The organism is Neorhizobium sp. DAR64862/K0K3, from assembly GCF_050500185.1.
Lineage (GTDB): Bacteria > Pseudomonadota > Alphaproteobacteria > Rhizobiales > Rhizobiaceae > Neorhizobium > Neorhizobium soli.
In genome coordinates this window covers 2,171,283-2,193,421 of the sequence record NZ_CP191449.1, presented here as the reverse complement: position 1 = coordinate 2,193,421, position 22,139 = coordinate 2,171,283, and the positions used below count along the sequence as shown (strand labels likewise).

The following is a 22,139-nucleotide window of genomic DNA, read 5'->3' as shown; positions in this document are numbered from 1 at the left end:
TCAGAAATATCCTTCACGCTTCTTCTTTTCCATCGAACCCGACTGATCGCGGTCGATGGCGCGGCCCTGGCGTTCGGAAACGGTGGCAATTTCCAGTTCGGCGATGACCTCTTCGAGGTTCGACGCGGTCGAGCGGATCGCGCCGGTCAGCGGGAAGCAGCCGAGTGTGCGAAACCGGATCGAGCCATGCTTTATCTCTTCGCCGGGAAGCAGTTCCAGCCGCTCGTCTTCGGCAAGGATCATCATTCCGTCGCGCTCCACGTAAGGGCGCTCGGCAGCGTAGTAGAGCGGCACCAGCGGAATGTTTTCCGCCTGGATGTAGCGCCAGATATCCACTTCGGTCCAGTTCGACAGCGGGAAGGCGCGCACGCTTTCTCCCTTGCGGATCATGCCGTTATAGACGTTCCAAAGTTCCGGCCGCTGGTTGCGCGGATCCCATTTATGGTCCGGCGTGCGGAACGAATAGATCCGTTCCTTGGCGCGGCTTGCTTCCTCGTCGCGTCGCGCGCCGCCGAAGGCTGCGTCGTAACCGCCGGCATCCAGCGCCTGCCTCAGCGCTTCGGTCTTCATCACGTCGGTATAGAAGGACGAACCATGGGTGAACGGCGTGATGTTTTCTTCCCTGCCACGGGCATTGCTGTGCACCACGAGGTCGAGATCGTAGTCCTCTGCGACCTTGTCGCGGAACGCGATCATTTCCTTGAACTTCCACGTCGTGTCCACATGCAGAAGCGGGAAGGGCACGCGACCCGGGAAGAAGGCCTTGCGGGCGAGATGCAGCAGGACGGAGGAATCCTTGCCGATCGAATAGAGCATGACCGGGTTTTCGAATTCGGCCGCCACCTCCCGGAAGATGTGGATCGCTTCGTTTTCAAGGGCCTTCAGATGAGGATCGAGCGGCGGGCGGGAAACGGGCGGGTTCTTGATTTCCGTTTCCTGTACTGACAGGGGCATTTCAGTCTCCGGTATTCTTAAAGACACAACATAGATGGCAAGGGCGGCAGGCGCTGCGATCCGGACGGATCATCGGATGGCGCTTGCCCCTTGGATGACCGAGGAGCGGGCCGCGGGGTCTTCGGAGGCCTGCGCGTCAGACGCGTGACTTTCCGAAACATGCAGACCGCATTCGCGCTTTTCGTCGTTTTCCCACCACCAGCGGCCGGCCCGTTCGGGCTCGCCCGGCTTGATGGCGCGGGTACAGGGCTCGCAGCCGATCGACGGATAGCCGCGAGCGTGCAGCGGATTGATCGGGATATGTTCGGCCGCGACATGCGCGTTGATGCGGTCGATGTCCCAGTCCGCCAGCGGATTGATCTTGATCAGGTTGCGCTCGGCGTCGAATTCGGCAAACGGCGTCGTCGCCCTGTTGCCGGACTGTCCGCGGCGAAGCCCGGTGATCCAGATCTCGGCGCCTGACAGCGCTTGCGCGAGCGGCACCAGCTTCCTCACACGACAGCAGGCGTGGCGGGCTTCGACGCTGTCATAGAAACCATTGATGCCGTAGGTCTCGACAAATGCATCGACATCGTCCTTATCAGGGTAGAACCTGATGATCTCGAGGTCGTAGCGCGCTTCGGTCTCGGCGATCAGGTCGACGGTTTCGCGAAACAGCCGGCCGGTCTCCAGCGTCGATACCTCGATCGGCAGACGATGCGTGCCGATCGCAGCTGTTATCACCTGATCCTCGATCCCGAGCGACGTGGTGAACACGGCGCGGCCGAGCCCTGCCACAAGCGACAGACGACCGGCAAGGTCGAGGCCTGCAAGGCGAGTATCGAGATTTGCTGCAAGTGCCTGATGGTCAAGCCTTGCCACGTCCTGAAAGGTCATCGGTCATCTTCCGTAAGCAATGGCAAGATTATTGTCGGACCCGTTGCGGAAAGACAGGAAAAGCCGTTTCAACCTTCGGACTGCGGGAGCAAATATCTCTCCAAAGCTTCGCCTACACAGAAAACCCGACGCCTTAACCAAATGTGAGCCTTTTTTGCCCGCCAATGCGGCCATTGGTTTGTAATTTCTTGCCATTTGCGCTATCCCAGGACCAGGTTTCGCATTGCGGCATCGCCGCGTGCCGGCCTGCTCCTCGCGAATGCCGGTTGCGGCTTCATCGTGGATGCCCAGAGGAAAAATAAGCGGCGACGTGAGACCGATTTCGGCCTTGCGGCGGCGCTGCTGTTAGTGGTCGCGGTATGATATCCCAGAAGGCGAAATATGCGTTGAGAGCCCTGACGGCCTTGGCGCAGGCGGATCCTGAAGAACCGATGCTGATCTCCGAGATCGCGGTTCAGCAGAGCATTCCGAAGAAGTTTCTGGAGCAGATCCTGCTCGACCTCAAACGTTCGGGGATCGTCGTGTCGCGGCGCGGCAAGCAGGGCGGCTATCTCCTCCTGCGGGCCGCCGACGCCATCACCTTCGGCGAAGTGCTGCGTCTGGTCGACGGACCGATCGCGCCGCTGCCGTGCCTGTCCCAGACCGCCTACCGCAAATGCGATGATTGCGACGGCGAACACCTCTGCGAAATCCGCCACGTCTTCGCCCGCGTTGCTGACGCCACCCGCGACGTGCTGTTCAGCACTACAATCGCCGATGCGGTGGAAGGGGCAGGGGTCGAAGTGGCCGCTGCTAAGGCGCCACAAGTCCCGGAACTGCTGTCGGCCTGATATCCGGCGCGCGCGCTTAACGTTTACCTGTTACGTCCCTTGCGCCCGAGCTGCTTCTCTTCCACCGCCGCGCGGATGTCGGCGGGCCTACGCACGTATCTGAGCGTCTGTTCGAGCCTCCTTTTTCGCCGAAATCGCGTTTCTGCTGAGGATTGCCTTACCCCTTCATCCGCTTTTCCCAACGCTGCCGTTTCGCCGCTTGGCCATGAAGGAGCGCGCCTCTGTCGCCGCAGCCCACCAAAGGGAAACAGTTTTGCCTTGGTTTCGCCGTCGATTGACTAAGACGACCGGCTCGGTAGAGTTTGGGGCAGATCACAGGGGAGGCATTCATGCTGAATTTTACCGATGGGATATCGAAGCGGCTTCTGGCACTGGCGCTCGGCGTGACGCTGGCAGCCGGCAGCGTGGCACCGGCTTTTTCAGCCACCCAGCTCCTCAACGTGTCCTATGACCCGACGCGCGAGCTCTACAAGGATTTCAACGCCGCCTTTGCCAAGCACTGGAAGGCAGAAGGTGGCGATGATGTCGCCATTCGCCAGTCGCATGGCGGTTCCGGCGCGCAGGCCCGCTCCGTCATCGATGGTCTCGGGGCCGATGTCGTGACGCTGGCGCTGGAAAGCGATATCAACGCCATCCAGAAGGCCGGCAAGATCAAGGAAAACTGGCGGTCCCGCCTGCCGAACAATTCCTCGCCCTACACGTCGACGATCGTCTTTTTGGTGCGCAAGGGCAATCCGAAGGGCATCAAGAACTGGGGCGATCTGGTCAAGGGCGACGTTTCGATCGTCACCCCGAACCCGAAGACCTCGGGCGGCGCCCGCTGGAACTATCTGGCCGCCTGGGCCTGGGCTAACGAAGAATTCAAGGGCGACCAGGACAAGATCAAGGCCTATATCGCCGATCTCTACAAGCGCGCGCCTGTCCTCGACACCGGCGCCCGCGGCTCCACGGTGACGTTTGCGCAGCGCCAGATCGGCGACGTGCTGCTTGCCTGGGAAAACGAGGCCTATCTCGCCGGCGAGGAATTCGGCAAGGACGCATTCGACATCGTCGTGCCACCGATCTCGATCCTCGCAGAGCCGCCGGTTGCGGTGGTCGACGCGACGGTCGATGAAAAGGGCACCCGCAAGGTCGCCGAAGCCTATCTTCAGTATCTCTATTCCGATGAAGGCCAGAACATCGCGGCCAAGCACTTCTATCGTCCGTCCAGGCGCGATGTGGTAAAGCCTGAATTGCTGAAACAGCTGCCGGATATCAAGCTCGTCACCATCGACGACCCGATCTTCGGCGGTTGGAAAAAGGCGCAGCCGGAACACTTCGGCGATGGCGGCATCTTCGACCAGATCTACAAGCCGGGCAAATAAGTCGGAACCGACATGACCTCATCCACCGCTGCCACGTCGGCACGGTGGCGGGTAAAACAGCCGAGCATCATCCCGGGTTTCGGGTTGACGCTCGGCTTTTCGCTCGCCTACCTGTCGCTTATCATCCTCATTCCGATCGCAGGCCTGCTCTGGCGCACCGCCGAGCTCGGCTGGTCAGGCTTCTTCGCCGTCCTCTCGGATCAAAGAACGATCCGGGCTCTCACCGTGTCCTTCGGCACGGCCTTTGCGGCCGCGCTCATCAATGTCGTGTTCGGCACGCTGCTTGCGTGGGTGCTGACCCGCTACCGGTTTCCCGGTCGCCGGTTGATCGATGCGATGGTGGACCTGCCGTTCGCACTTCCGACGGCGGTCGCCGGCATCGCATTCGCCTCGCTCTATGCGCCGAATGGCTGGATCGGTTCGCTGTTCATGCCGTTCCGCATCGCCTTCACGCCTTACGGCATCGTCATCGCGCTGATCTTCATCGGTCTTCCCTTCGTCGTGCGCACCGTGCAGCCGATCATGGAAGAGATCGATCGCGAAGTGGAGGAGGCGGCAGCAACGCTCGGCGCCAACCGGTTCCAGACCATATTCCAGGTTCTGCTGCCGGGCTTGGCACCCGCCATCCTCACCGGCTTCGCACTCGCCTTCGCCCGCGGCGTGGGCGAATACGGCTCGGTCATCTTTATCGCCGGCAACATTCCATACGTCTCGGAAATCGCGCCGCTCCTGATCGTCATCCGGCTGGAAGAGTTCAACTACGCCGGCGCCACCGCAATCGCCACGATCATGCTGCTGATCTCGTTTGCCATGCTGCTGGTCATCAACCTCATCCAGGCCTGGAGCCGCAGGAGGTATGGTTATGTGTGATGTTTTCAGAGCTGCCTTGAAGAAGAACCCCTTCCAACCCTCCCCACAAGGGGGAGGGCTGAACCCAGCCTCACCCTCAGATGCAGGAACGCAGCGCTTGCCACGTCGGTTCTCCCTCCTCGTGGGTGGGCCGAAGGACGGGGCGAGACCGGTGGCTCGTCCCCGGTCGCCCGGCAGGGCAGAGAGGGTCTTGTCTCATGTCTAAGTCCGCCCGCATCACACGTTTCCGCAGCCCCGCCGATGAAAGCCTCACCACCAAGCTCGTTCTGGTCGGCGTATCCCTCGTGTTTCTCGGCTTCTTCCTGTTCCTTCCGCTCGTCTCGGTCTTCGTTGAGGCGTTTCGCGATGGCTGGGGTGCCTATGAGGAAGCGCTGGTCGAACCCGATGCCTGGGCCGCGATCGGGTTGACGCTGACGGTCGCCGCCATCGCCGTGCCGCTCAACCTCGTCTTCGGGCTTGCGGCGGCATGGGCCATCGCCAAGTTCGAATTCAAGGGCAAGGCCTTTCTGATCACCTTGATCGACCTGCCGTTCTCGATCTCGCCGGTCATATCCGGTCTCGTCTATGTGCTGCTGTTCGGCAGTGCCAGCGTGCTTGGACCCTGGCTGAAGAGCTATGGCATCGAGATCCTCTTTGCCGTGCCCGGCATCGTGCTTGCCACCGTGTTCGTCACCTTTCCCTTTATCGCCCGCGAACTGATCCCGCTGATGCAGGACCAGGGCACCGGCGACGAGGAGGCGGCCCTGTCACTCGGCGCAACCGGCTGGCAGACATTCTGGTATGTGACGCTGCCCAATATCAAGTGGGGCCTGCTTTACGGCGTGCTTCTCTGCAATGCTCGCGCCATGGGCGAATTCGGCGCTGTCTCGGTCGTATCCGGCCGCATTCGTGGGCTCACCAACACGATGCCGCTGCATGTTGAGATACTCTACAATGAGTACAACATGGTTGCAGCCTTCGCGGTGGCCTCGCTGCTCGCACTTCTAGCGCTCGTCACGCTCGCTCTCAAAACCCTTCTCGAACTTCGGTTCGGTGCCGGCTCAGCCGGCGGCAGACATTAAAGGCTCCCGCTCTATGGAAGTTAGCATCAACAATATCCGCAAGGAATTCGACCGCTTCGCCGCGCTGAACGACGTGTCGCTGAAGATCGCGTCCGGCGAACTGATCGCGCTGCTCGGTCCCTCCGGTTCCGGCAAGACGACGCTGCTGCGGCTGATCGCAGGGCTGGATTTCCCAACCGCCGGCCAGATCTTCTTCGGCACGGAGGATGCCTCGCATCATTCCGTGCAGGATCGCAATGTCGGCTTCGTGTTCCAGCATTACGCCCTGTTCCGGCATATGACGGTGGCCGAGAACATCGGCTTCGGCCTGAAGGTCCGCCCCTCCGCCAGCCGCCCGTCCAAGACCGAGATCCGCAAGCGCGTCTCCGACCTCCTCGATATGGTTCAGCTGTCGGGCCTTGAGAGCCGCTATCCGAACCAGCTCTCCGGCGGCCAGCGTCAGCGCGTCGCTCTTGCCCGCGCCATGGCGATCGAGCCGCGCATCCTGCTGCTCGACGAACCCTTCGGCGCGCTCGATGCCAAGGTCCGCAAGGAACTGCGCCGCTGGCTGCGCGAGTTTCACGACCGCACCGGCCACACCACCGTCTTCGTCACCCACGACCAGGAAGAGGCGCTGGAGCTGGCCGACCGCGTCGTCGTCATGAGCCAGGGCAAGATCGAACAGGTCGGCTCGGCGGACGACGTCTATGATCGGCCGGGATCGCCCTTCGTGTTCTCCTTCATCGGCGAATCCTCGCATCTGCCGGTCGATGTAAAGGACGGCACCGTGCTGTTCCAGGGCGAGCCGATCGGCGTGTCCGGAGAGGCGAACAGTTCCGGCGATCTATACTTCCGCCCCGAAGACGTGGAACTGACGCAGGAGCGGGACGCGCTGTTCGGCAAGGTCACCGCCTCGCGCCGTCTGGCCGGCACCCGCATCGCCGAGATCGATATCTCCAACCCCGGTGGAAGCAACAACCACGAGCCCTTCCATGTGGAGATCGAGGTGCCGCTGCACGCCCCGATCGAACTCGGCTCCGAAGCACGGTTCCGTCCGACCCGCTGGAAGATATTCGGCCGATGACAGGTTGGCTGGTATTCTTCGGGTACCAGCTTTTCCAACTTTAAATTGATCCCCATCAATTCCGGCGGCATCGGATGCTGATATGCAGCCTGCGCGCGTAAGCTTCGGTAAATCAAAACGCGCTATGAAGCTCGCAGTTCGATAGTCCGACAGGTCCCCTATGGCAGATATTGCGCATGAAACGATGGCCCCCGCCGTTGCGGAGGGTGGAGCGGTCTCCGCTGCGGGTCAGATCGGCAGGTTTCTTGCCGAGCGCTTGGCGGACATTCTCGGCAATCGCGGCCTTGCCTTCTATTTCGCGCTGATCGCCTTCACCGTGGCGCTGTCGCTCTACGTATTTCTGGAGGAGAACCTGCTCGCAGTCGCCTGGCATCTCATCATCGGCGATGTCACGACCCGCGTCTCGGCCGGCTTCGTTACTGTCGCTTTCGTCGGCACGCTCGCCGCCAGCCGGCACCTGCGCATTCCGCGGCCCGTCTCCCGTATTCCATCCGGCGAAGACCTGCAGAGAGCGCTCGATATCCTGGCGCTCCAGCCCAATGCCAGCGCCGGCCTCGTGCGGCTCGGCGACAAGAAGGTGCTGTTTTCCGATTGCGGCAATGCCTTCGTCATGTATGCCCGCTCCGGCCGGTCCTGGGCGGCGCTGTTTGATCCGGTCGGCTGCCGCAAGGCCTGGCCGGGCCTGATCGTCAAGTTCATGAACGCCGCGCGCCGCGATGGCTGCCGCGCCGTGTTCTACCAGGTCTCGCCCGAGTTTCTGCCCTGCGCAGTCGAGGCGGGTCTGAAACCCTACAAGCTCGGCGAACAGGCGGTGGTCCATCTCACCGATTTCGATCTGAAAGGCGGCGCCTGGCTGAAACTGCGCCGCTCGATCAACCGTGCCGAACGCGACGGGCTGGAATTCTCGCTGCTGCCGGCCGAAGCGGTGCCCGGCGTGATGGACGAGCTTATTGGCGTTTCCCGCGCCTGGCTCGCCGCCCATAACGCCGCCGAAAAGGGCTTTTCGCTCGGCACCTTCCAGCCGGCCTATGTGGCCGCCGGACCGGTTGCCGTCATCCGTCTCGAAGGCCGCATCGTTGCTTTCGCCAATATCCATGCGACGAGTTCCAGCGGCGATGCCTTTATCGATCTCATGCGGCATGTGCCCAACACCCATCGCGGCATGATGGATCTGCTCTTCGTGCGCATCATGGAGCACTTCAAGTCGGAAGGGTATCGCACGCTCAATCTCGGCATGGCGCCGCTCTCAGGTCTTGCCACGCATCGCCGCGCGCCGCTCTGGAACCATATCGGCAACCGCATCTTCGAAAACGGCGAGCGCTTTTACAATTTCCGCGGCGTTCAGGCTTTCAAGTCGAAATTCGATCCGGAATGGCAGCCGCGCTATCTCGCCGTCTCCGGCCGCGGCATGCCGCTCGTTGCCCTGTTCGACGTGACCAAGCTGATTGCCGGCGGCCTGAGGGGCATCCTTCGCCGATGAAGCTTCTGCCAGCAATCGTTGCCGGCATCACCGTGGTCGCCGCCGCGGTGAATGCGTTTGAGTGGTGGGCCGGCCCCGGCATCAGAAGCCTGCCGAAAGACCGCATCGCCTATCCCGACAGAAATGCATCCGGCATCGTCCTCCTCCTGTCCGGCACCGAAGGCTGGTCGGACCGCGAGCAGACGGTCTCCGATGCACTGGCTGCCGACGGCGCCGTGGTCGTCGGCGTCGATCTGCCGGACTACTTCGCTGCTCTGGCTAAAGAAGAAGACCGGACCTGCCTCTATCTCGTCTCCGATATCGAGGAACTGAGCCGCCAGATCCACCGCGAGCAGGAGATCTCAGCCTACCTCCCGCCGGTCATCGCCGGCATCGGCGGCGGTGGCGCCCTGGCGCTCGCGATTGCCGCCCAGACGCCGGCCTCGACCATCGCGGAAACGATCGCCATCGATCCTCAGGCCTTCATTCCCGTCGAAAAGATCCTCTGCACGCCGGCCCCCAAGACGGTGGTCGACGGCGGCGTTGCATACGGCTTCACGCCGGGCCCGCTGCCGGAACCTGTGCGCATCCTTTTGACGCCGCAGGCGGATCCGGCGGGTGAAGCCCATGCGGACGCGCTGAAGCAGACCCACCCGGCAATCGAGATCACCGCCTGGGACGAAACCGCGGAAAACCTGCTGCTGCAAAACGTTTCCACAACGCTTGGCCGCCTTCGCCAGTCATCCTCGCCGCTCGGCCTGCCGATCGTTCCGACCGCGGCCGTGCCGCTGCACGATACGCTGGCGATCATCTATTCGGGCGACGGCGGCTGGCGCGATATCGACCAGAAGCTCGCCGCCTATCTCGTGGAAGACGGCATCCCGGTCGTCGGCGTCGATGCGCTGCGCTATTTCTGGACCGAGAAATCACCGCAGGAGACGGCCACCGATCTCTCCCGCATCATCACCACCTACCGCCAGCGCTGGAACGTCAAAAACGTCGTCCTGATCGGCTATTCCTTCGGCGCCAACATCCTGCCCGCCACCTATCGACTGCTTCCCGAGGCAGACAGGAAGGCCGTCTCTTTCCTCTCGCTCCTGGCCCTCTCGCATCAGGCCGATTTCGAGATTGCCGTCACCGGCTGGCTCGGTTGGGCAGGGGCCGCCAAGCAGGGCGATCCGGTCGACGACATCGCTAAGATCGAGCCGCACAAGATCCAGTGCATCTATGGCACGGAGGAGGAAGACACGGCCTGTCCTGCTGTCGAGGACATCCCCGGCACACTCATCCATTCACGCCCCGGCGGCCACCATTTCGATGGCGATTACCGCGCCCTCAACCGGCTGATCGTGGACCGCATCAGGGCTTTGTCTCCACCCGCGATGTGATCCGGATCCACTTGCCAGAATACGCTTCCAGGCGCATCATGCATCGCACTTGCAACGCATGAGGTGATGCTAATGAAAACCGCAACCATCCCGTCGCTGCGCGTCGACCCGGAACTCCGCGCGGCTGCCGAAAGCGTGCTGAAAGAAGGCGAAACGCTCTCCGCCTTCGTCGAGGACTCGCTGAAAAAGCAGATCGATTACCGAAAGACCCAGGCGGAGTTTATCGCCAGGGGGCTGGCAGGTCTGGCCGAAGCTGAGCGCACCGGGGTTTACTACTCATCTGAAGAGATTTTTGGAGAACTGAAAGGCATGCTTGAAGCCAAGCGGGCCGAAAAGCGCTCCAAATGAGCTATCTCGTGAAGTGGACGGAGCGCGCGCGAGTTGATCTCAAACGGCTCTATGCATATCTGCTGGATCGCGACGAGGACGCCGCGGCCCGTGTGCTGGAACTCATTGCACAGTCGGTGGTATTGCTCGAAGACTTCCCATTCAGTTGCCGCAAGGCCTTAGGCGGCAATGCACTCCTTCGGGAAATGCTCGTTCCATTCGGTTCGTCTGGCTATGTCGTGCTGTTCAGAATAGACAGCGAGACGTCGGTCACCGTTCTCGCCATCCGGCACCAGCGCGAGGACGACTACCACTGACACCGCACGACCCTAGCGGTCGCTCATCGTCGCTCTCGGATTGACCCAGGGCTCCTGATTGCTGCGGGGCAGGGGCTGCTTGCCGAGAATATGATCCGCGGCCTTCTCGCCGGTCATGATCGACGGGCCGTTGAGATTGCCATAGGTGACATGCGGGAAGATCGAACTGTCGGCCACCCGCAGCCCCTCGACGCCGATCACCCGGCATTCCGGATCGACCACCGCCATCAGATCATCGGCGCGACCCATCCGGCAGGTGCCGCAGGGGTGATAGGCGCTTTCCAGATGCTCGCGCAGGAAGGCATCGATCTGATCGTCGCTCTCAACCTGTTCGCCCGGCTGGATCTCCGGTCCGCGATAATCGTCGAACGCCTTCTGGCTGAAGATCTCACGCGTCAGCCGCACGCAGTGGCGGAACTTGATCCAGTCTTCCTCGTGGCTCATGTAATTGAAGCGGATGACCGGATCGTCCTTCGGATCGGAGGATCGCAGCGTCACCGCGCCGCGTGACTTCGACAGGTTGTAGCCCACATGCACCTGGAACCCGTGGCTCTTCGCCGCCGCCTTGCCGTCGTATGAAATCGCAACAGGCAGAAAATGATACTGGATATCCGGCTGCTTCAGTCCCGGTTCCGAGCGGAGGAACGCGCAGGCCTCGAACTGGTTGGAGGCGCCCAGGCCACCCTTGGTCATCAGCCACTGGGCACCCGCCACGCCCTGCCAGAACCAGGGCAGCCAGGAATAGAGCGACACCGGCTTGGTCGAGATCTGCTGGAAATAGAATTCCATGTGATCCTGCAGGTTGGCACCGACGCCCGGCCGGTCGGCCACGACCTCGATCCCCATGTCTTTCAGATGCGCCGCCGGCCCGATCCCCGACAGCATCAAGAGTTTCGGCGAGTTGAACGACGAGGCGGCAATGATCACCTCGCGGTTCGCCTTGACCACTTCCGGCACGCCCCGCCGCAGAACTTCGACGCCGATCGCACGGCCGTTCTCGATCACGACCTTCTGCGCGAGGCCATAGACGACTTCGACATTCTTCCGCTTCATCGCCGGCCGCAGATAGGCGTTGGCGGCGGACCAGCGGCGACCGTCATGGATCGTCTGCTCCATCAGCCCGAAGCCTTCCTGCTTCGAGCCGTTGTAATCGTCGGTCGTCTCGAAACCGGCCTCCGCACCTGCCCGGATAAAGGCGTGGAACAGCGGATTGGTCATCGGCCCGCGCTGCACATGCATCGGCCCGTCCGTGCCGCGCCAACCCGCTTCGCCGCCGTGGGCCGTTTCCATCCGCTTGAAATAGGGCAGCACATCCGCATAGGACCAGCCGCTCGCGCCGAGATCCTCCCAGCGGTTGTAGTCTTCCGCATGGCCGCGCACATAAACGAGACCATTGATCGAGGACGAACCGCCCAGCACCTTGCCCCGCGGCGCGGTGATCCGTCGGTTGCCGAGGTTCGGTTCGGGCTCCGAATAATATCCCCAGTTGTAGCGCTTCATGCTCATCGGCCACGCCAGCGCCGCCGGCATCTGGATAAACGGCCCATAATCCGTGCCCCCAGCCTCGATCACGATGACAGAATGCTTCCCGTCCTCGGACAGCCGATAGGCCATGGCCGAACCCGCCGAACCCGAGCCGATGATGACGAAATCTGCACTTTTCATATCCGAGCTCTCATCTTGAGCAGAAGCCCATGGCGATACTTACCCTCCCCTTGAGGGGGAGGGTCGGCGCATTGCGCCGGGGTGGGGTTAATTGGGTGGGGTAGAAAGATCACCCCCACCCGCAGCTTTGCTGCGATCTCCCCCTCAAGGGGGAGGTGAAGTTCAATACGGCGCCTCTACCTTGCCCATTCCCACATACACCGTCTTCAGCTCCGAATAATGCTCCAGTGCCGCAAGCGAGTTTTCACGGCCGAAACCGGACTGCTTTGACCCGCCGAAAGGGATTTCCACCGGGCAGAGATTGTAGGTGTTGATCCACAGCGTGCCTGCTTCCAGAAGATCCGCGACGCGATGCCCGCGTGTCAGATCGGCGGTGAAGACCCCGGCGGAGAGGCCGAATTCCGTGGCGTTGGCGCGCGCGATCACCTCTTCCTCGTTATCGAAGTCGAGCACGCACATGACGGGTCCGAAGATCTCTTCACGGGCGATTGTCATGTCGTCGGTGACATCGGCAAACACCGTCGGCTGGATGTAATAGCCTTCGCCCGAGACGTTGTTGGGAATACCGCCGCCGGTGATGAGCGTCGCCCCTTCCGAAATGCCCTTTTCGATATAGGACATCACCTTCTGGCGCTGGTCGTAGGAGACCATAGGCCCCACCTGGGTTGCCTCGTCCATCGGGTCGCCGATCACCATCTTTTCGGTGCGTGCCTTCAGCCGCGACAGGAATTCTTCCCGGATTGCCTTCTGCACGAACACACGGGTGCCGTTGGAGCAGACCTGTCCGGTCGAATAGAAATTGCCGAGCATCGCCCCGCCGATGGCGGAATCGATATCCGCATCGTCGAACACGATCAGCGGTGACTTGCCGCCGAGTTCCATCGTCACATGCTTGAGATTGCCGGCAGCGCTCGCTGCCACCTTGCGGCCTGTCGGCACCGAGCCGGTCAGCGAAACCTTGGCAACGTCAGGATGTTCGACCAGAAGAGGCCCGGTCGTGCGGTCGCCCTGGATAACGTTGAAGAGGCCCTTCGGCAGGCCGGCCTCGATCAGGATCTCGGCGATCTTGAGCGCGCCGAGCGGCGTGTTTTCGGACGGCTTGAACACCATCGCATTGCCGGCGGCGAGCGCCGGTGCGCCCTTCCAGCAGGCGATCTGCTGCGGATAGTTCCAGGCGCCGATGCCGACGCAGACGCCGAGCGGCACCCGCTTCGTATAGGCAAAATCGCCGCCGAGCGGAATGTACTGGCCGTTCATACCGGCTGCGATGACGCCGCCGAAGAACTCGAAACTGTCGGCGCCCGATGTCGGGTCGGCGACGATCGTCTCCTGGATCGGCTTGCCGGTATCGAGCGTCTCCAGCTCGGAAAGCTCGCGGTTGCGCGTCCGCATGATCTCGGCCGCCCGCTTCAGGATCCGGCCGCGCGCGGTCGGGCTCAATGCCGCCCATTCCGGCTGGGCGCGCTTGGCGGCGGCGATCGCCTTTTCGACGATGGCGGGCGTTGCCGCATGCAACCTTGCGATCACTTCACCCGTCGCCGGGTAAAGGCTCTCGATGACGCTGCCATCGGTATCCTCGACATACTCGCCGTCGATGAAATGGCTGGCGACTGGTTGTGCTTTCATGGGTCTTCTCCGTTCCTTGGCGCCTATTCCCCGCGGGGATAGCGCTTGGACTCTTCCAGATTGTCGAGGTTCATATGGTTGCGCATGTAGCGCTCGGAGGCTTTCTGCAAGGGTTGGTGGTCCCAGGGGTAATAGGCACCGTTGCGCAGCGCTTCATAGACCACCCAGCGCCGCGCCTGGCTTTCGCGCACGGCCGCGTCGAATTTCGCCATGTCCCACTTTTCCGCCCGCTTGGCGCGAAACCCGTCCATCACAGCGGCATGCGCCGGGTCCTGTGCCAGATTGTTGAGCTCGTGGGGATCGGCATCGAGATCGTAGAGCTGTTCGGGATCGAGCTCGCAGTGAACGTATTTCCACTTGCCCTCGCGAATGCCCACCAGCGGCGCGTGAGAGGCTTCGGCGGCATATTCCATCAGCACCGGCGCGGTGCGGGTGCCGCCATCGATCACCGGCTTCAGGCTTTCGCCATCGGTCCAGGGCATGATCTCGTCCATCGAGATGCCGGCGAGATCGCAAAGCGTTGGCGTGATGTCGAGATTGGAAACCGGCGCGGAGTTTAGCGACGGCGTGATCTGAGGACCGGCGATCATCAGCGGCACCCTGGATGACCCCTCGAAGAAGTTCATCTTGAACCACAATCCGCGCTCGCCCAGCATGTCGCCATGGTCGGAGCAGAACAGGATGAACGTGTTATCGAGCATCCGTGTCCGGGTCAGCGTGTCGACCAGCTCACCGACCTTTTCGTCGATATAGGAGATGTTGGCGAAATAGCCTTGGCGCGCCCGCCGCACATGCTCGTCGGTGATCTCGAAAGCCGGATAGTCGCAGGACTTGAGGATGCGGGCCGAATGCGGATCCTGCTTTGCGAGCATGCCGACCTCGGGCATCAGGTGTTCGCAGTCGTTATACAGGTCCCAGAACTTCCGGCGTGCCACATAGGGGTCGTGCGGATGCGTGAACGACACCGTTAATGCCCAGGGCCTGCGGTCTTCGTCGTCGTTGTCGCGGCTGAGATGATAGAGCTTCTGGTTGGCGAGGAAGGCCACCTCGTCGTCATATTCCATCTGGTTGGAAATCTCGGCAACGCCGGCACCGGTGACGGAACCCATGTTGTGATACCACCAGTCGATCCGCTCGCCCGGCTTGCGGTAATCCGGCGTCCAGCCGAAATCGGCCGGGTAGATGTCGGTGGTCAGCCGTTCCTCGAACCCGTGCATCTGGTCCGGCCCGACGAAATGCATCTTTCCCGACAGCGCCGTGTAATAGCCGGCGCGGCGCAGGTGATGCGCATAGGTCGGGATCGACGAGACATATTCGGCGGCATTGTCATAGACCCCGGTCCTGCTCGGCAGCTGCCCCGCCATGACCGAGGCGCGGGCCGGCGCGCAAAGCGGCGACGAGGTGTAGTTGTTCTGGAAGCGGGCCGAACGTGCAGCCAGCGCCTTCAGGTGCGGCACATGCAGCCAGTCCGCCGGCCCATCCGGAAACAGCGTGCCGTTCATCTGGTCGACCATGATGATGAGAATGTTCGGACGGGACATAACCGGGCTGCTTTTCTTGGAGATGAGGAAGACCGCCAGAATGAGTTATTTTCGATTGGCCGCGCAATCAAGCAGGGATTGCGAACAGCGCTGTCTCAAAAGCGCAAGCCGATGACGCGAGGAGGATTTCCGGTCCCGTCAATCATCCGGCCCGTGGCGCTGACGCCAGACTGCGGCTCCCGAAGCCATGCGGCGTAAAATTCCCAACCGATTGTATTAGAATGATAAATGACTGTCGCTGAAGTTTCATCGAACTGTCATCTGGCGGAAAGGTATTCTTGACCAATGGAGTCAAAAATGGCGTCCGTGAGTAAAGCGCCGGTCCTAACTGGTCCGCGCGGTAAATGAGGTGAAGTGCATGTCGTCTGCGGCCGTTCTGGAACCGGGCGTTTTCCGCCGCTATGCCAGCGATCAGCTTCTGCCTCTGGCCAAGCTCGTCATCGAGAACGCCTTCCAGCCGATCGTGGAGGTCGCCACCGGGTCCGTGTTCGGCTACGAATCGCTGCTGCGCGGCCATGACCGTCTTGGCTTTGCCTCGCCGCTCGAACTGATCGACCAGGCCCATGACGGCGGCCAGCTTCTGGCGCTCGAACAGATGGTCGCCCACCGGGCACTTGCCAAATTCGCCGGCCTTCCGGATTTCTCCAGCCAAACGCTGTTTCTCAATCTCGATGTCCGGATGATCCGCGACGGCCAGCTTTTCCTCGAAAAGATCGTCCAGCACCTGCGCCAGGCAGGCGTCGCGCCGTCCTCGGTCTGCTTCGAGCTGTCCGAGCGGTTCGACAACACCTCGGTGCCGGAATTTGCCGAGTTGATGAGCGAGATGCGCAAGGCAGGCTTCAAGCTGGCGATTGACGATTTCGGCGTCGGCCATGGTGAGATGAAGCTGCTCTGCGACTACCCGGTCGACTACCTGAAGATCGACCGGCACTTCATTTCGGATATCGATGTCAATCCGCGCAAACGGCATCTCGTCAAGAACATCGTCAACATTGCCCATGTGCTCGGCATCCGCGTGATTGCCGAAGGCATCGAGACCGAGGCCGAATTTCTGGCCTGCCGTGAATACGGCGTCGATCTGGTACAGGGCTATTTCATCGCAAGACCCACCAGCTTCGTCACGGAGTTGCAGCCGGCCTATCCGCATCTGGCCGCAATCGGTCTGTCGCGCCGCTCCAGCCAGTCTCTCGACGAAATCCTCATCCGCAAGCAGATCGAAAAACTGCCGACCGTGTTCGAGAACGAGAGCATCGACAGCGTCTTTGAACTGTTTCGCCGCAATCCGCGCCAGGCCTTCTTTCCGGTGCTGAACGCCAATGGCGAACCGCGCGGCGTCATCAACGAATATCACCTCAAGGAATTCATCTATCAGCCCTTCGGCCGCGATCTCCTAAAGAACAAGGTCTATGAGCGCACCATCGCCCATTTCGTCGAGCGCGCGCCGATCATCGGTCTGGATGCCGAGGCGGAAGAGCTGATGAGCCTGTTTGCCAACATGGAAAACAGCGCCTGCGTCATCCTTACCGAAAACATGCGTTATGCCGGCGTCGTCTCGGCGGCATCGCTGATCAAGGTGGTCAACGAAAAGCAGCTCAAGATCGCCCAGGACCAGAACCCGCTGACGGGTCTTCCCGGCAACCGGGCCATCCGCGACTTCATGTACCAGGCCGGCCGCGATGACGACGAGCAGCGCTTCTTCTGCTATTGCGACTTCGACCATTTTAAGCCGTTCAACGATCATTACGGCTTCCAGATGGGCGACCACGCAATCTCGCTGTTTGCGGCGCTGATGAAGCGCTACTTCTTCTCCGACGAGCATTTCCTCGGCCATGTCGGCGGCGACGATTTCTTTATCGGCATCCGCGACTGGAGCCGCGACGAATTGGAGGAAATCCTCGAGCGCCTTCTATCGGATTTCCACGATGACGCCGTTGCGCTCTATTCGGAAGAGGAGCGGGCGGCAGGCCGGATCCGCGGCCATGACCGCACCGGCGTGGAGCGCGATTTCCCGTTGCTGCGCTGCTCGATCGGCGTTGTCCATCTGCCGCAGGGCCTGATCCTCGACGATATCGCCCGGATCGGAACGGAGATCGCAACGGTCAAGGTGGCCGCCAAGGAGAGCGACCGTGGCCTTGTTTTCGCAAGCTATGGTGATGCGGCAGAGTAGCGCCACACCGGCTCAACCGGACGCATGCATCCAACCTCCGCCTTTCCAAGCAAGGGGCACTGTCCTAAGTCAGTCGTCAGATACTGACAGGAGTAGACCCATGTCCATGCCGTCCCAGATGCGTTTCGTCGACCTGCCGTCCTTCGGCGCGCCCGATGTGATGACCCATGTCACCGGCCCGTGCCCGTCGGCCCGATCAGGCGAAATTCTGATCAAGGTGGAAGCCGCCGGCGTCAACCGGCCCGACGTCGCCCAGCGCCAGGGGAACTACCCGGCGCCGAAGGATGCAAGCCCGATCCTTGGCCTCGAAGTCGCCGGTGAAGTGGTGGCACTCGGCGAGGGCGTGACCGAATTTGCAATCGGCGACAAGGTCTGCGGCCTGTCGAATGGCGGCGGCTATGCGGAATATTGCGTCGTGCCGGCTGGCCAGGCGCTGCCATGGCCGAAAGGCTATGATGCGGTGAAAGCCGCAGCCGTGCCGGAAACCTTCTTCACCGTCTGGGCCAACCTCTTCCAGATGGCAGGCCTGACCGAAGGCGAGACCGTGCTGATCCATGGCGGCTCGAGCGGCATCGGCACGACCGCGATCCAGCTCGCCAAGGCATTCGGCGCGACGGCCTATGCGACCGCCGGCTCGAAGGACAAATGCGAGGCCTGCGAAAAGCTCGGTGCGACTAAGGCGATCAATTACAAGACCGAGGACTTTGCCGAGGTGATCAAGGCCGAGACCGACGGCAAGGGCGTCGATGTGGTGCTCGACATGATCGGCGCATCCTACTTCGAGAAGAACCTTTCGGTCCTTGCCAAGGACGGCTGCCTGTCGATCATCGCGTTTCTCGGCGGCAACATGGCGGAAAAGGTCAATCTCTCGCCGATCATGGTCAAGCGCCTGACGGTGACAGGATCGACCATGCGGCCCCGCACCGCTGACGAAAAGCGGGCAATCCGCGACGAACTGCTGAGCGAGGTCTGGCCGCTTCTCGAAGCCGGCAAGGTCTCACCCGTCATCCATTCCGTGGTGCCGTTTGACGACGTGGTCGAGGCGCACCGGCTGATGGAAACCAGCAGCCATATCGGCAAGATCGTGATGAAGCTGGGGTGAGGAAACGTGGGGGCAGGGGTGGCCTTGGGCATCGCCCGGAAGGCACCCCGCCGCCGGCTGCGCGAATAGTGGTCGAACCGCCGCCGATCCGCAACTCAATAATATCTTCGATTGTTTACATAACTTGCCTTGCAAGCGCCGCAGATCGCACCTACCTTCTGATCATCATCAACGTAATGAAAGGAAGGTGGTCCAATGTCTAATGAGATTTCGGTCTGTGTAGCGGGCAATGGAAAGTTGTTGGTCTTGACGGGGCAGCCCTCGGCCTGAATGACATCTTCCTTCGGACTGCATGATTGCAGCCCGGGTTCGTTCAACCGGACCAAACTCATGGAAGGGCCGCTCAAGCGGCCCTTTTCCATGTCTGCCGGTCGCAAATTTCGATGGTCTTCCATCCTGCCTGGCAATGATGACCAATTCCCTGACATGCACCCTGGAAAGACATGCATGGCGCGCATGGGTGGCCTGACGCTTCAGTGCTTCTGCTTCATCCTTGGGCAGCGTATAACGAGGTCATCGAAGCAAGAGAAAGCGCCAGCATCTGGCAGCTGAAGCTTCGAAAGCCTCAGGAAAGGGGATCATCATGAACGTAGCACGCACCATCAACAACTGGCGCAAGTATCGTCAGACGGTCACCGAACTGGACCGTATGACCTCGCGCGAACTCCACGACCTCGGTATCGACCGTAGCGATATCCGTCGCGTCGCACGCACTGCCGTCGGCTTCTGATCGGTTTCTGATCGTATAATCCGAATGTTTGCAAACGCTCGCAAGTCTGCGGGCGTTTTGCGTTTCATGCATGGCTCCCATGCATCGCGGCACTGCTCTCCCGGCTAGATGCCGATCCGTCCGAGCGCCGGCACCTTGATGCCCGGCCGGGCGAGATCGAGGCCCGCGACGAGACCGAGGAAATGGACCTCGATGCCGCTCCGCACCCCCACCGAAAAGCCTAACAGTCCACGCAGCGTCACATGCAGGTCGCGGCTGTCCTCGTCCAGATGCACGAATTCCCCATCCGGCAGATAGTCGCGGCCCACCGCATGCGGCGGAAGCACCGCGCCGATCTCAGGCACGGTGCGCAGCACATAGGCCACGAACGTATTGGAATTCGGCCCCGGCCAGATCGTGTAGCCGCCGGGCTCGGCGTAAGGGTAGGCGGCAATCGCGCCTTCGATCTTGGGGATCAGCAGCTCCGCCTTCGATCCGGTGATCGATGTCACCAGCTGCGGCGGGTTCGAATACCAGAAGGCATCCGGATCGCGGTGGTTGCGGCGGATCGGGTTGCCCCAGCCCACCTTGTCATAGCGGGTATAGGTGGCCGCACCCTTTGCCTTGGTAACGATCCAGGCATGGCTTGCCACCGAACCTTTCAATCCGCCCGTCATCGCCGAGAAGATATAGATCGCCGCATCGTTGCTTTCGTTCGCCTTGGGCAGGATGCCGGCCGACGACCAGCGCGCGGCGCTCCAGCCGGACGGGTGTTCGCGCATCGCCCAAAGGCCGGCGGAAGCGAAGGTGGGAAGAAGGTAGACGACGAAGATAAGGAGCAGCAATCGCTTTACCGATTTCATAAACATTCCCGTGCAACAAATCGCCGAAACGGCTATCAACGCCGCCGAAATGGCGTTTAAGCCGAATGAGCAATAGAAGCCGGCAAATTCAGGACTGACCGATGCAAAATCCCGTGACCGTTGAAGTGACCCGCGGCTCTCTCGTCGAAAGCCGCCATCGCGGCCTCGGTGTCGTCGTGGATGGCGAAGGCAAGACGCTGTTTTCCTTCGGTGATGCGGAAGCCGGCGTGTTTCCGCGGTCCTCCTGCAAGGCCATGCAAGCCCTGCCGCTGATCGAAAGCGGTGCAGCCGATGCCTACGGGTTCGGCAACAAGGAGCTGGCATTTTCCTGCGCCTCCCATTCCGGCGAAGATGCGCATGTGGCCATGGCGGCCTCGATGCTGGCCAAGGCCGGCAAGAGTGTCGACGACATGGAATGCGGTGCCCACTGGGCATCCGAACAGGCCTCGCTCATCCATCAGGCCCGCACCATCGAATATCCGACGGCGCTGCATAACAACTGCTCGGGCAAGCACTCCGGCTTCGTCTGCACCTGCGTCCATTCCGGCACGCAGCTCAGGGGCTATGTCGATTACGACCATCCGCTGCAGAAGGAAATCCGCGACGTGATGGGCAGCCTCACCGGCGCGGTTCTCGCCGAAGACAATTGCGGCATCGACGGTTGCTCGATCCCGACCTATGCCGTGCCGCTCAAGGGCCTTGCCCACGGCTTTGCGAAAATGCTGACCGGCTCCGGCCTGTCCAATGAACGGGCGAAAGCCTCGCGCCGGCTGATGGACGCCTGCATGGCCGAACCGTTCTATGTCGCCGGCACCGGCCGCGCCTGCACGAAGCTGATGGAACTGGCGCCGGGCAAGATCTTTGCCAAGACAGGTGCCGAAGGCGTCTTCGTCGCCGCACTTCCCGATCAGGGCATTGCCATGGCGGTCAAATGCGAGGACGGTACGACCCGCGCCGCCGAAGCGATGATCTTCGCACTCATCGCCCGCTATTTCGAAAAGGGCGGCGAAACCGAAGCCAAGCTGATGGCCATGGCCAACCGCACGATGAAGAACTGGAACGGCCTCACCGTCGGCGAAGTCCGGGTCACCGACGCGCTGTTTGCCTGACACCGACGAAGGGATACGGATCGATGCTGACGCTCTACATCACGCCCGGCACCTGCTCACGCGCCAGCCATATCGCGCTGGCCGAGTCGGGCCTCGATTATCAGGTCTCGCTGATCCGCTTTGCCGAGGGTGAGCAGCGATCGCCAGCCTATCTGGATGTCAACCCGAAAGGCCGGGTGCCGGCACTGGTCACGGACAAGGGCGTGCTGACGGAAACCGTCGCACTGCTCGCCTACATCGCCCAGCTCGTGCCGGAAAAGAACCTCGTACCGCTGGATGATCCCTTCCTGTTTGCCAGGATGCAGGCCTTCAACGCCTATCTGTCCTCCACCGTCCACATCAACCACGCCCATGGCCGCCGTGGCGCGCGCTGGGCCGATAGTGCCGCCTCGCACGCGGACATGATCGCCAAAGTGCCGCAGACCATGCGCGACAGCTTCGCCCTGATCGAGAACGATCTTGTCGAAGGCGCCTACGTACTCGGCGACACCTTTTCGGTGGCCGATGCCTATCTCTTCGTCATGACCGGCTGGCTGGAAAGCGACCATGTGGACATGGCCGAATTCCCCAAGGTGGCGGCCCACTACCGGCGCATCGAGATGCGGCCGGCTGTGCAAAAGGTGTTGGCGGAAGAAGCGGCAGCAAAGCCCGCCGCCTGATCGTCAGGCCGCAGACTGCTGACAACCCCCGAAGAAGCTCATTTGACGAGGGCGACAACCTATCCTCCCTCATCCTCGCCCTTGTGGCGGGGATCCAGCGACCCGACGTCTGTCGGGTCAAGGACTCTTTTCAGCTCAAGGACTTGAGCTAACTGGATCCCCGCCACAAGGGCGAGGATGAGGGGAGTT

The 22,139-nt window shown here is 61.6% G+C and carries 20 protein-coding genes; 14 read left to right on the top strand and 6 right to left on the bottom strand.

Going from position 1 to position 22,139, the window contains the following annotated elements:
• Both cysD and ACQY1L_RS10790 read right to left on the bottom strand, forming a co-directional pair.
• Window positions 1-954, bottom strand: coding sequence for a sulfate adenylyltransferase subunit CysD (gene cysD / locus ACQY1L_RS10795; protein WP_113109652.1), 954 nt, complete (start codon window positions 952-954; stop codon window positions 1-3).
• A gap of 69 nt (window positions 955-1,023) precedes the next feature.
• Window positions 1,024-1,830 (bottom strand): phosphoadenylyl-sulfate reductase, encoded by an 807-nt coding sequence (locus ACQY1L_RS10790; protein WP_430240867.1) that lies wholly within the window; start codon window positions 1,828-1,830, stop codon window positions 1,024-1,026.
• Between the two features lie 359 nt (window positions 1,831-2,189).
• Here ACQY1L_RS10790 and ACQY1L_RS10785 point away from each other — a divergent pair, with 359 nt between their 5' ends.
• From ACQY1L_RS10785 to ACQY1L_RS10745, 9 genes are all read left to right on the top strand, one after another.
• On the top strand, window positions 2,190-2,660 hold the full coding sequence (locus ACQY1L_RS10785; protein WP_430240866.1) for an RrF2 family transcriptional regulator: 471 nt from the start codon (window positions 2,190-2,192) through the stop codon (window positions 2,658-2,660).
• A gap of 329 nt (window positions 2,661-2,989) precedes the next feature.
• Window positions 2,990-4,024, top strand: coding sequence for a sulfate ABC transporter substrate-binding protein (locus ACQY1L_RS10780; RefSeq protein WP_092661552.1), 1,035 nt, complete (start codon window positions 2,990-2,992; stop codon window positions 4,022-4,024).
• Between the two features lie 12 nt (window positions 4,025-4,036).
• Window positions 4,037-4,894, top strand: a complete 858-nt coding sequence (gene cysT, locus ACQY1L_RS10775) for a sulfate ABC transporter permease subunit CysT (RefSeq protein ID WP_209900140.1) — start codon at window positions 4,037-4,039, stop codon at window positions 4,892-4,894.
• A gap of 197 nt (window positions 4,895-5,091) precedes the next feature.
• Complete coding sequence (gene cysW, locus ACQY1L_RS10770; RefSeq protein ID WP_209900142.1) at window positions 5,092-5,955, top strand: sulfate ABC transporter permease subunit CysW; 864 nt, start codon at window positions 5,092-5,094, stop codon at window positions 5,953-5,955.
• Window positions 5,956-5,968: 13 nt separating this feature from the next.
• Window positions 5,969-7,018 (top strand): sulfate/molybdate ABC transporter ATP-binding protein, encoded by a 1,050-nt coding sequence (locus tag ACQY1L_RS10765; protein ID WP_430240865.1) that lies wholly within the window; start codon window positions 5,969-5,971, stop codon window positions 7,016-7,018.
• Between the two features lie 160 nt (window positions 7,019-7,178).
• The gene (locus ACQY1L_RS10760; protein WP_430240864.1) at window positions 7,179-8,498 is read left to right on the top strand and encodes a phosphatidylglycerol lysyltransferase domain-containing protein; all 1,320 of its coding nucleotides are present in this window, start codon (window positions 7,179-7,181) and stop codon (window positions 8,496-8,498) included.
• On the top strand, window positions 8,495-9,865 hold the full coding sequence (locus ACQY1L_RS10755; RefSeq protein WP_430240863.1) for a virulence factor family protein: 1,371 nt from the start codon (window positions 8,495-8,497) through the stop codon (window positions 9,863-9,865). Before ACQY1L_RS10760 ends, ACQY1L_RS10755 begins: the two co-directional genes overlap by 4 nt.
• A 72-nt stretch (window positions 9,866-9,937) precedes the next feature.
• Window positions 9,938-10,213 carry a YlcI/YnfO family protein gene (locus ACQY1L_RS10750; protein WP_092661564.1) on the top strand — a complete coding sequence of 92 codons (276 nt, stop codon included), beginning with the start codon at window positions 9,938-9,940 and terminating at the stop codon, window positions 10,211-10,213.
• The gene (locus ACQY1L_RS10745) at window positions 10,210-10,509 is read left to right on the top strand and encodes a type II toxin-antitoxin system RelE/ParE family toxin (protein WP_184654733.1); all 300 of its coding nucleotides are present in this window, start codon (window positions 10,210-10,212) and stop codon (window positions 10,507-10,509) included. The genes ACQY1L_RS10750 and ACQY1L_RS10745 overlap by 4 nt, the downstream gene beginning before the upstream one ends.
• Window positions 10,510-10,521: 12 nt before the next feature.
• Here the strand turns inward: ACQY1L_RS10745 and betA are convergent, their stop codons facing one another.
• From betA to betC, 3 genes are all read right to left on the bottom strand, one after another.
• Window positions 10,522-12,174: a choline dehydrogenase gene (gene betA, locus ACQY1L_RS10740; RefSeq protein ID WP_430240862.1), complete on the bottom strand. Its 1,653-nt coding sequence runs from the start codon at window positions 12,172-12,174 to the stop codon at window positions 10,522-10,524.
• Between the two features lie 162 nt (window positions 12,175-12,336).
• Window positions 12,337-13,800, bottom strand: a complete 1,464-nt coding sequence (betB, locus tag ACQY1L_RS10735; protein WP_430240861.1) for a betaine-aldehyde dehydrogenase — start codon at window positions 13,798-13,800, stop codon at window positions 12,337-12,339.
• A 23-nt stretch (window positions 13,801-13,823) separates the two neighbouring features.
• Window positions 13,824-15,341, bottom strand: coding sequence for a choline-sulfatase (gene betC, locus ACQY1L_RS10730; RefSeq protein ID WP_430261853.1), 1,518 nt, complete (start codon window positions 15,339-15,341; stop codon window positions 13,824-13,826).
• Window positions 15,342-15,699: 358 nt separating this feature from the next.
• Between betC and ACQY1L_RS10725 the strand changes: the two genes are divergently transcribed.
• From ACQY1L_RS10725 to ACQY1L_RS10715, 3 genes are all read left to right on the top strand, one after another.
• Window positions 15,700-17,508, top strand: coding sequence for a GGDEF domain-containing protein (locus tag ACQY1L_RS10725; protein ID WP_062453535.1), 1,809 nt, complete (start codon window positions 15,700-15,702; stop codon window positions 17,506-17,508).
• Window positions 17,509-17,608: 100 nt separating this feature from the next.
• Window positions 17,609-18,610, top strand: coding sequence for an NAD(P)H-quinone oxidoreductase (locus ACQY1L_RS10720; protein WP_430240859.1), 1,002 nt, complete (start codon window positions 17,609-17,611; stop codon window positions 18,608-18,610).
• 583 nt (window positions 18,611-19,193) lie between these two features.
• Window positions 19,194-19,340, top strand: coding sequence for a DUF1127 domain-containing protein (locus ACQY1L_RS10715; protein WP_082471856.1), 147 nt, complete (start codon window positions 19,194-19,196; stop codon window positions 19,338-19,340).
• A 104-nt stretch (window positions 19,341-19,444) separates the two neighbouring features.
• Here the strand turns inward: ACQY1L_RS10715 and ACQY1L_RS10710 are convergent, their stop codons facing one another.
• Entirely contained in the window at window positions 19,445-20,182 is a 738-nt protein-coding gene (locus ACQY1L_RS10710; RefSeq protein ID WP_062453533.1) for a DUF3750 domain-containing protein, read from the bottom strand.
• Window positions 20,183-20,283: 101 nt separating this feature from the next.
• Between ACQY1L_RS10710 and ACQY1L_RS10705 the strand changes: the two genes are divergently transcribed.
• Entirely contained in the window at window positions 20,284-21,291 is a 1,008-nt protein-coding gene (locus tag ACQY1L_RS10705) for an asparaginase (protein ID WP_430240858.1), read from the top strand.
• A gap of 23 nt (window positions 21,292-21,314) precedes the next feature.
• The gene (locus ACQY1L_RS10700) at window positions 21,315-21,950 is read left to right on the top strand and encodes a glutathione S-transferase family protein (protein WP_430240857.1); all 636 of its coding nucleotides are present in this window, start codon (window positions 21,315-21,317) and stop codon (window positions 21,948-21,950) included.
• Window positions 21,951-22,139: the final 189 nt, after the last annotated feature.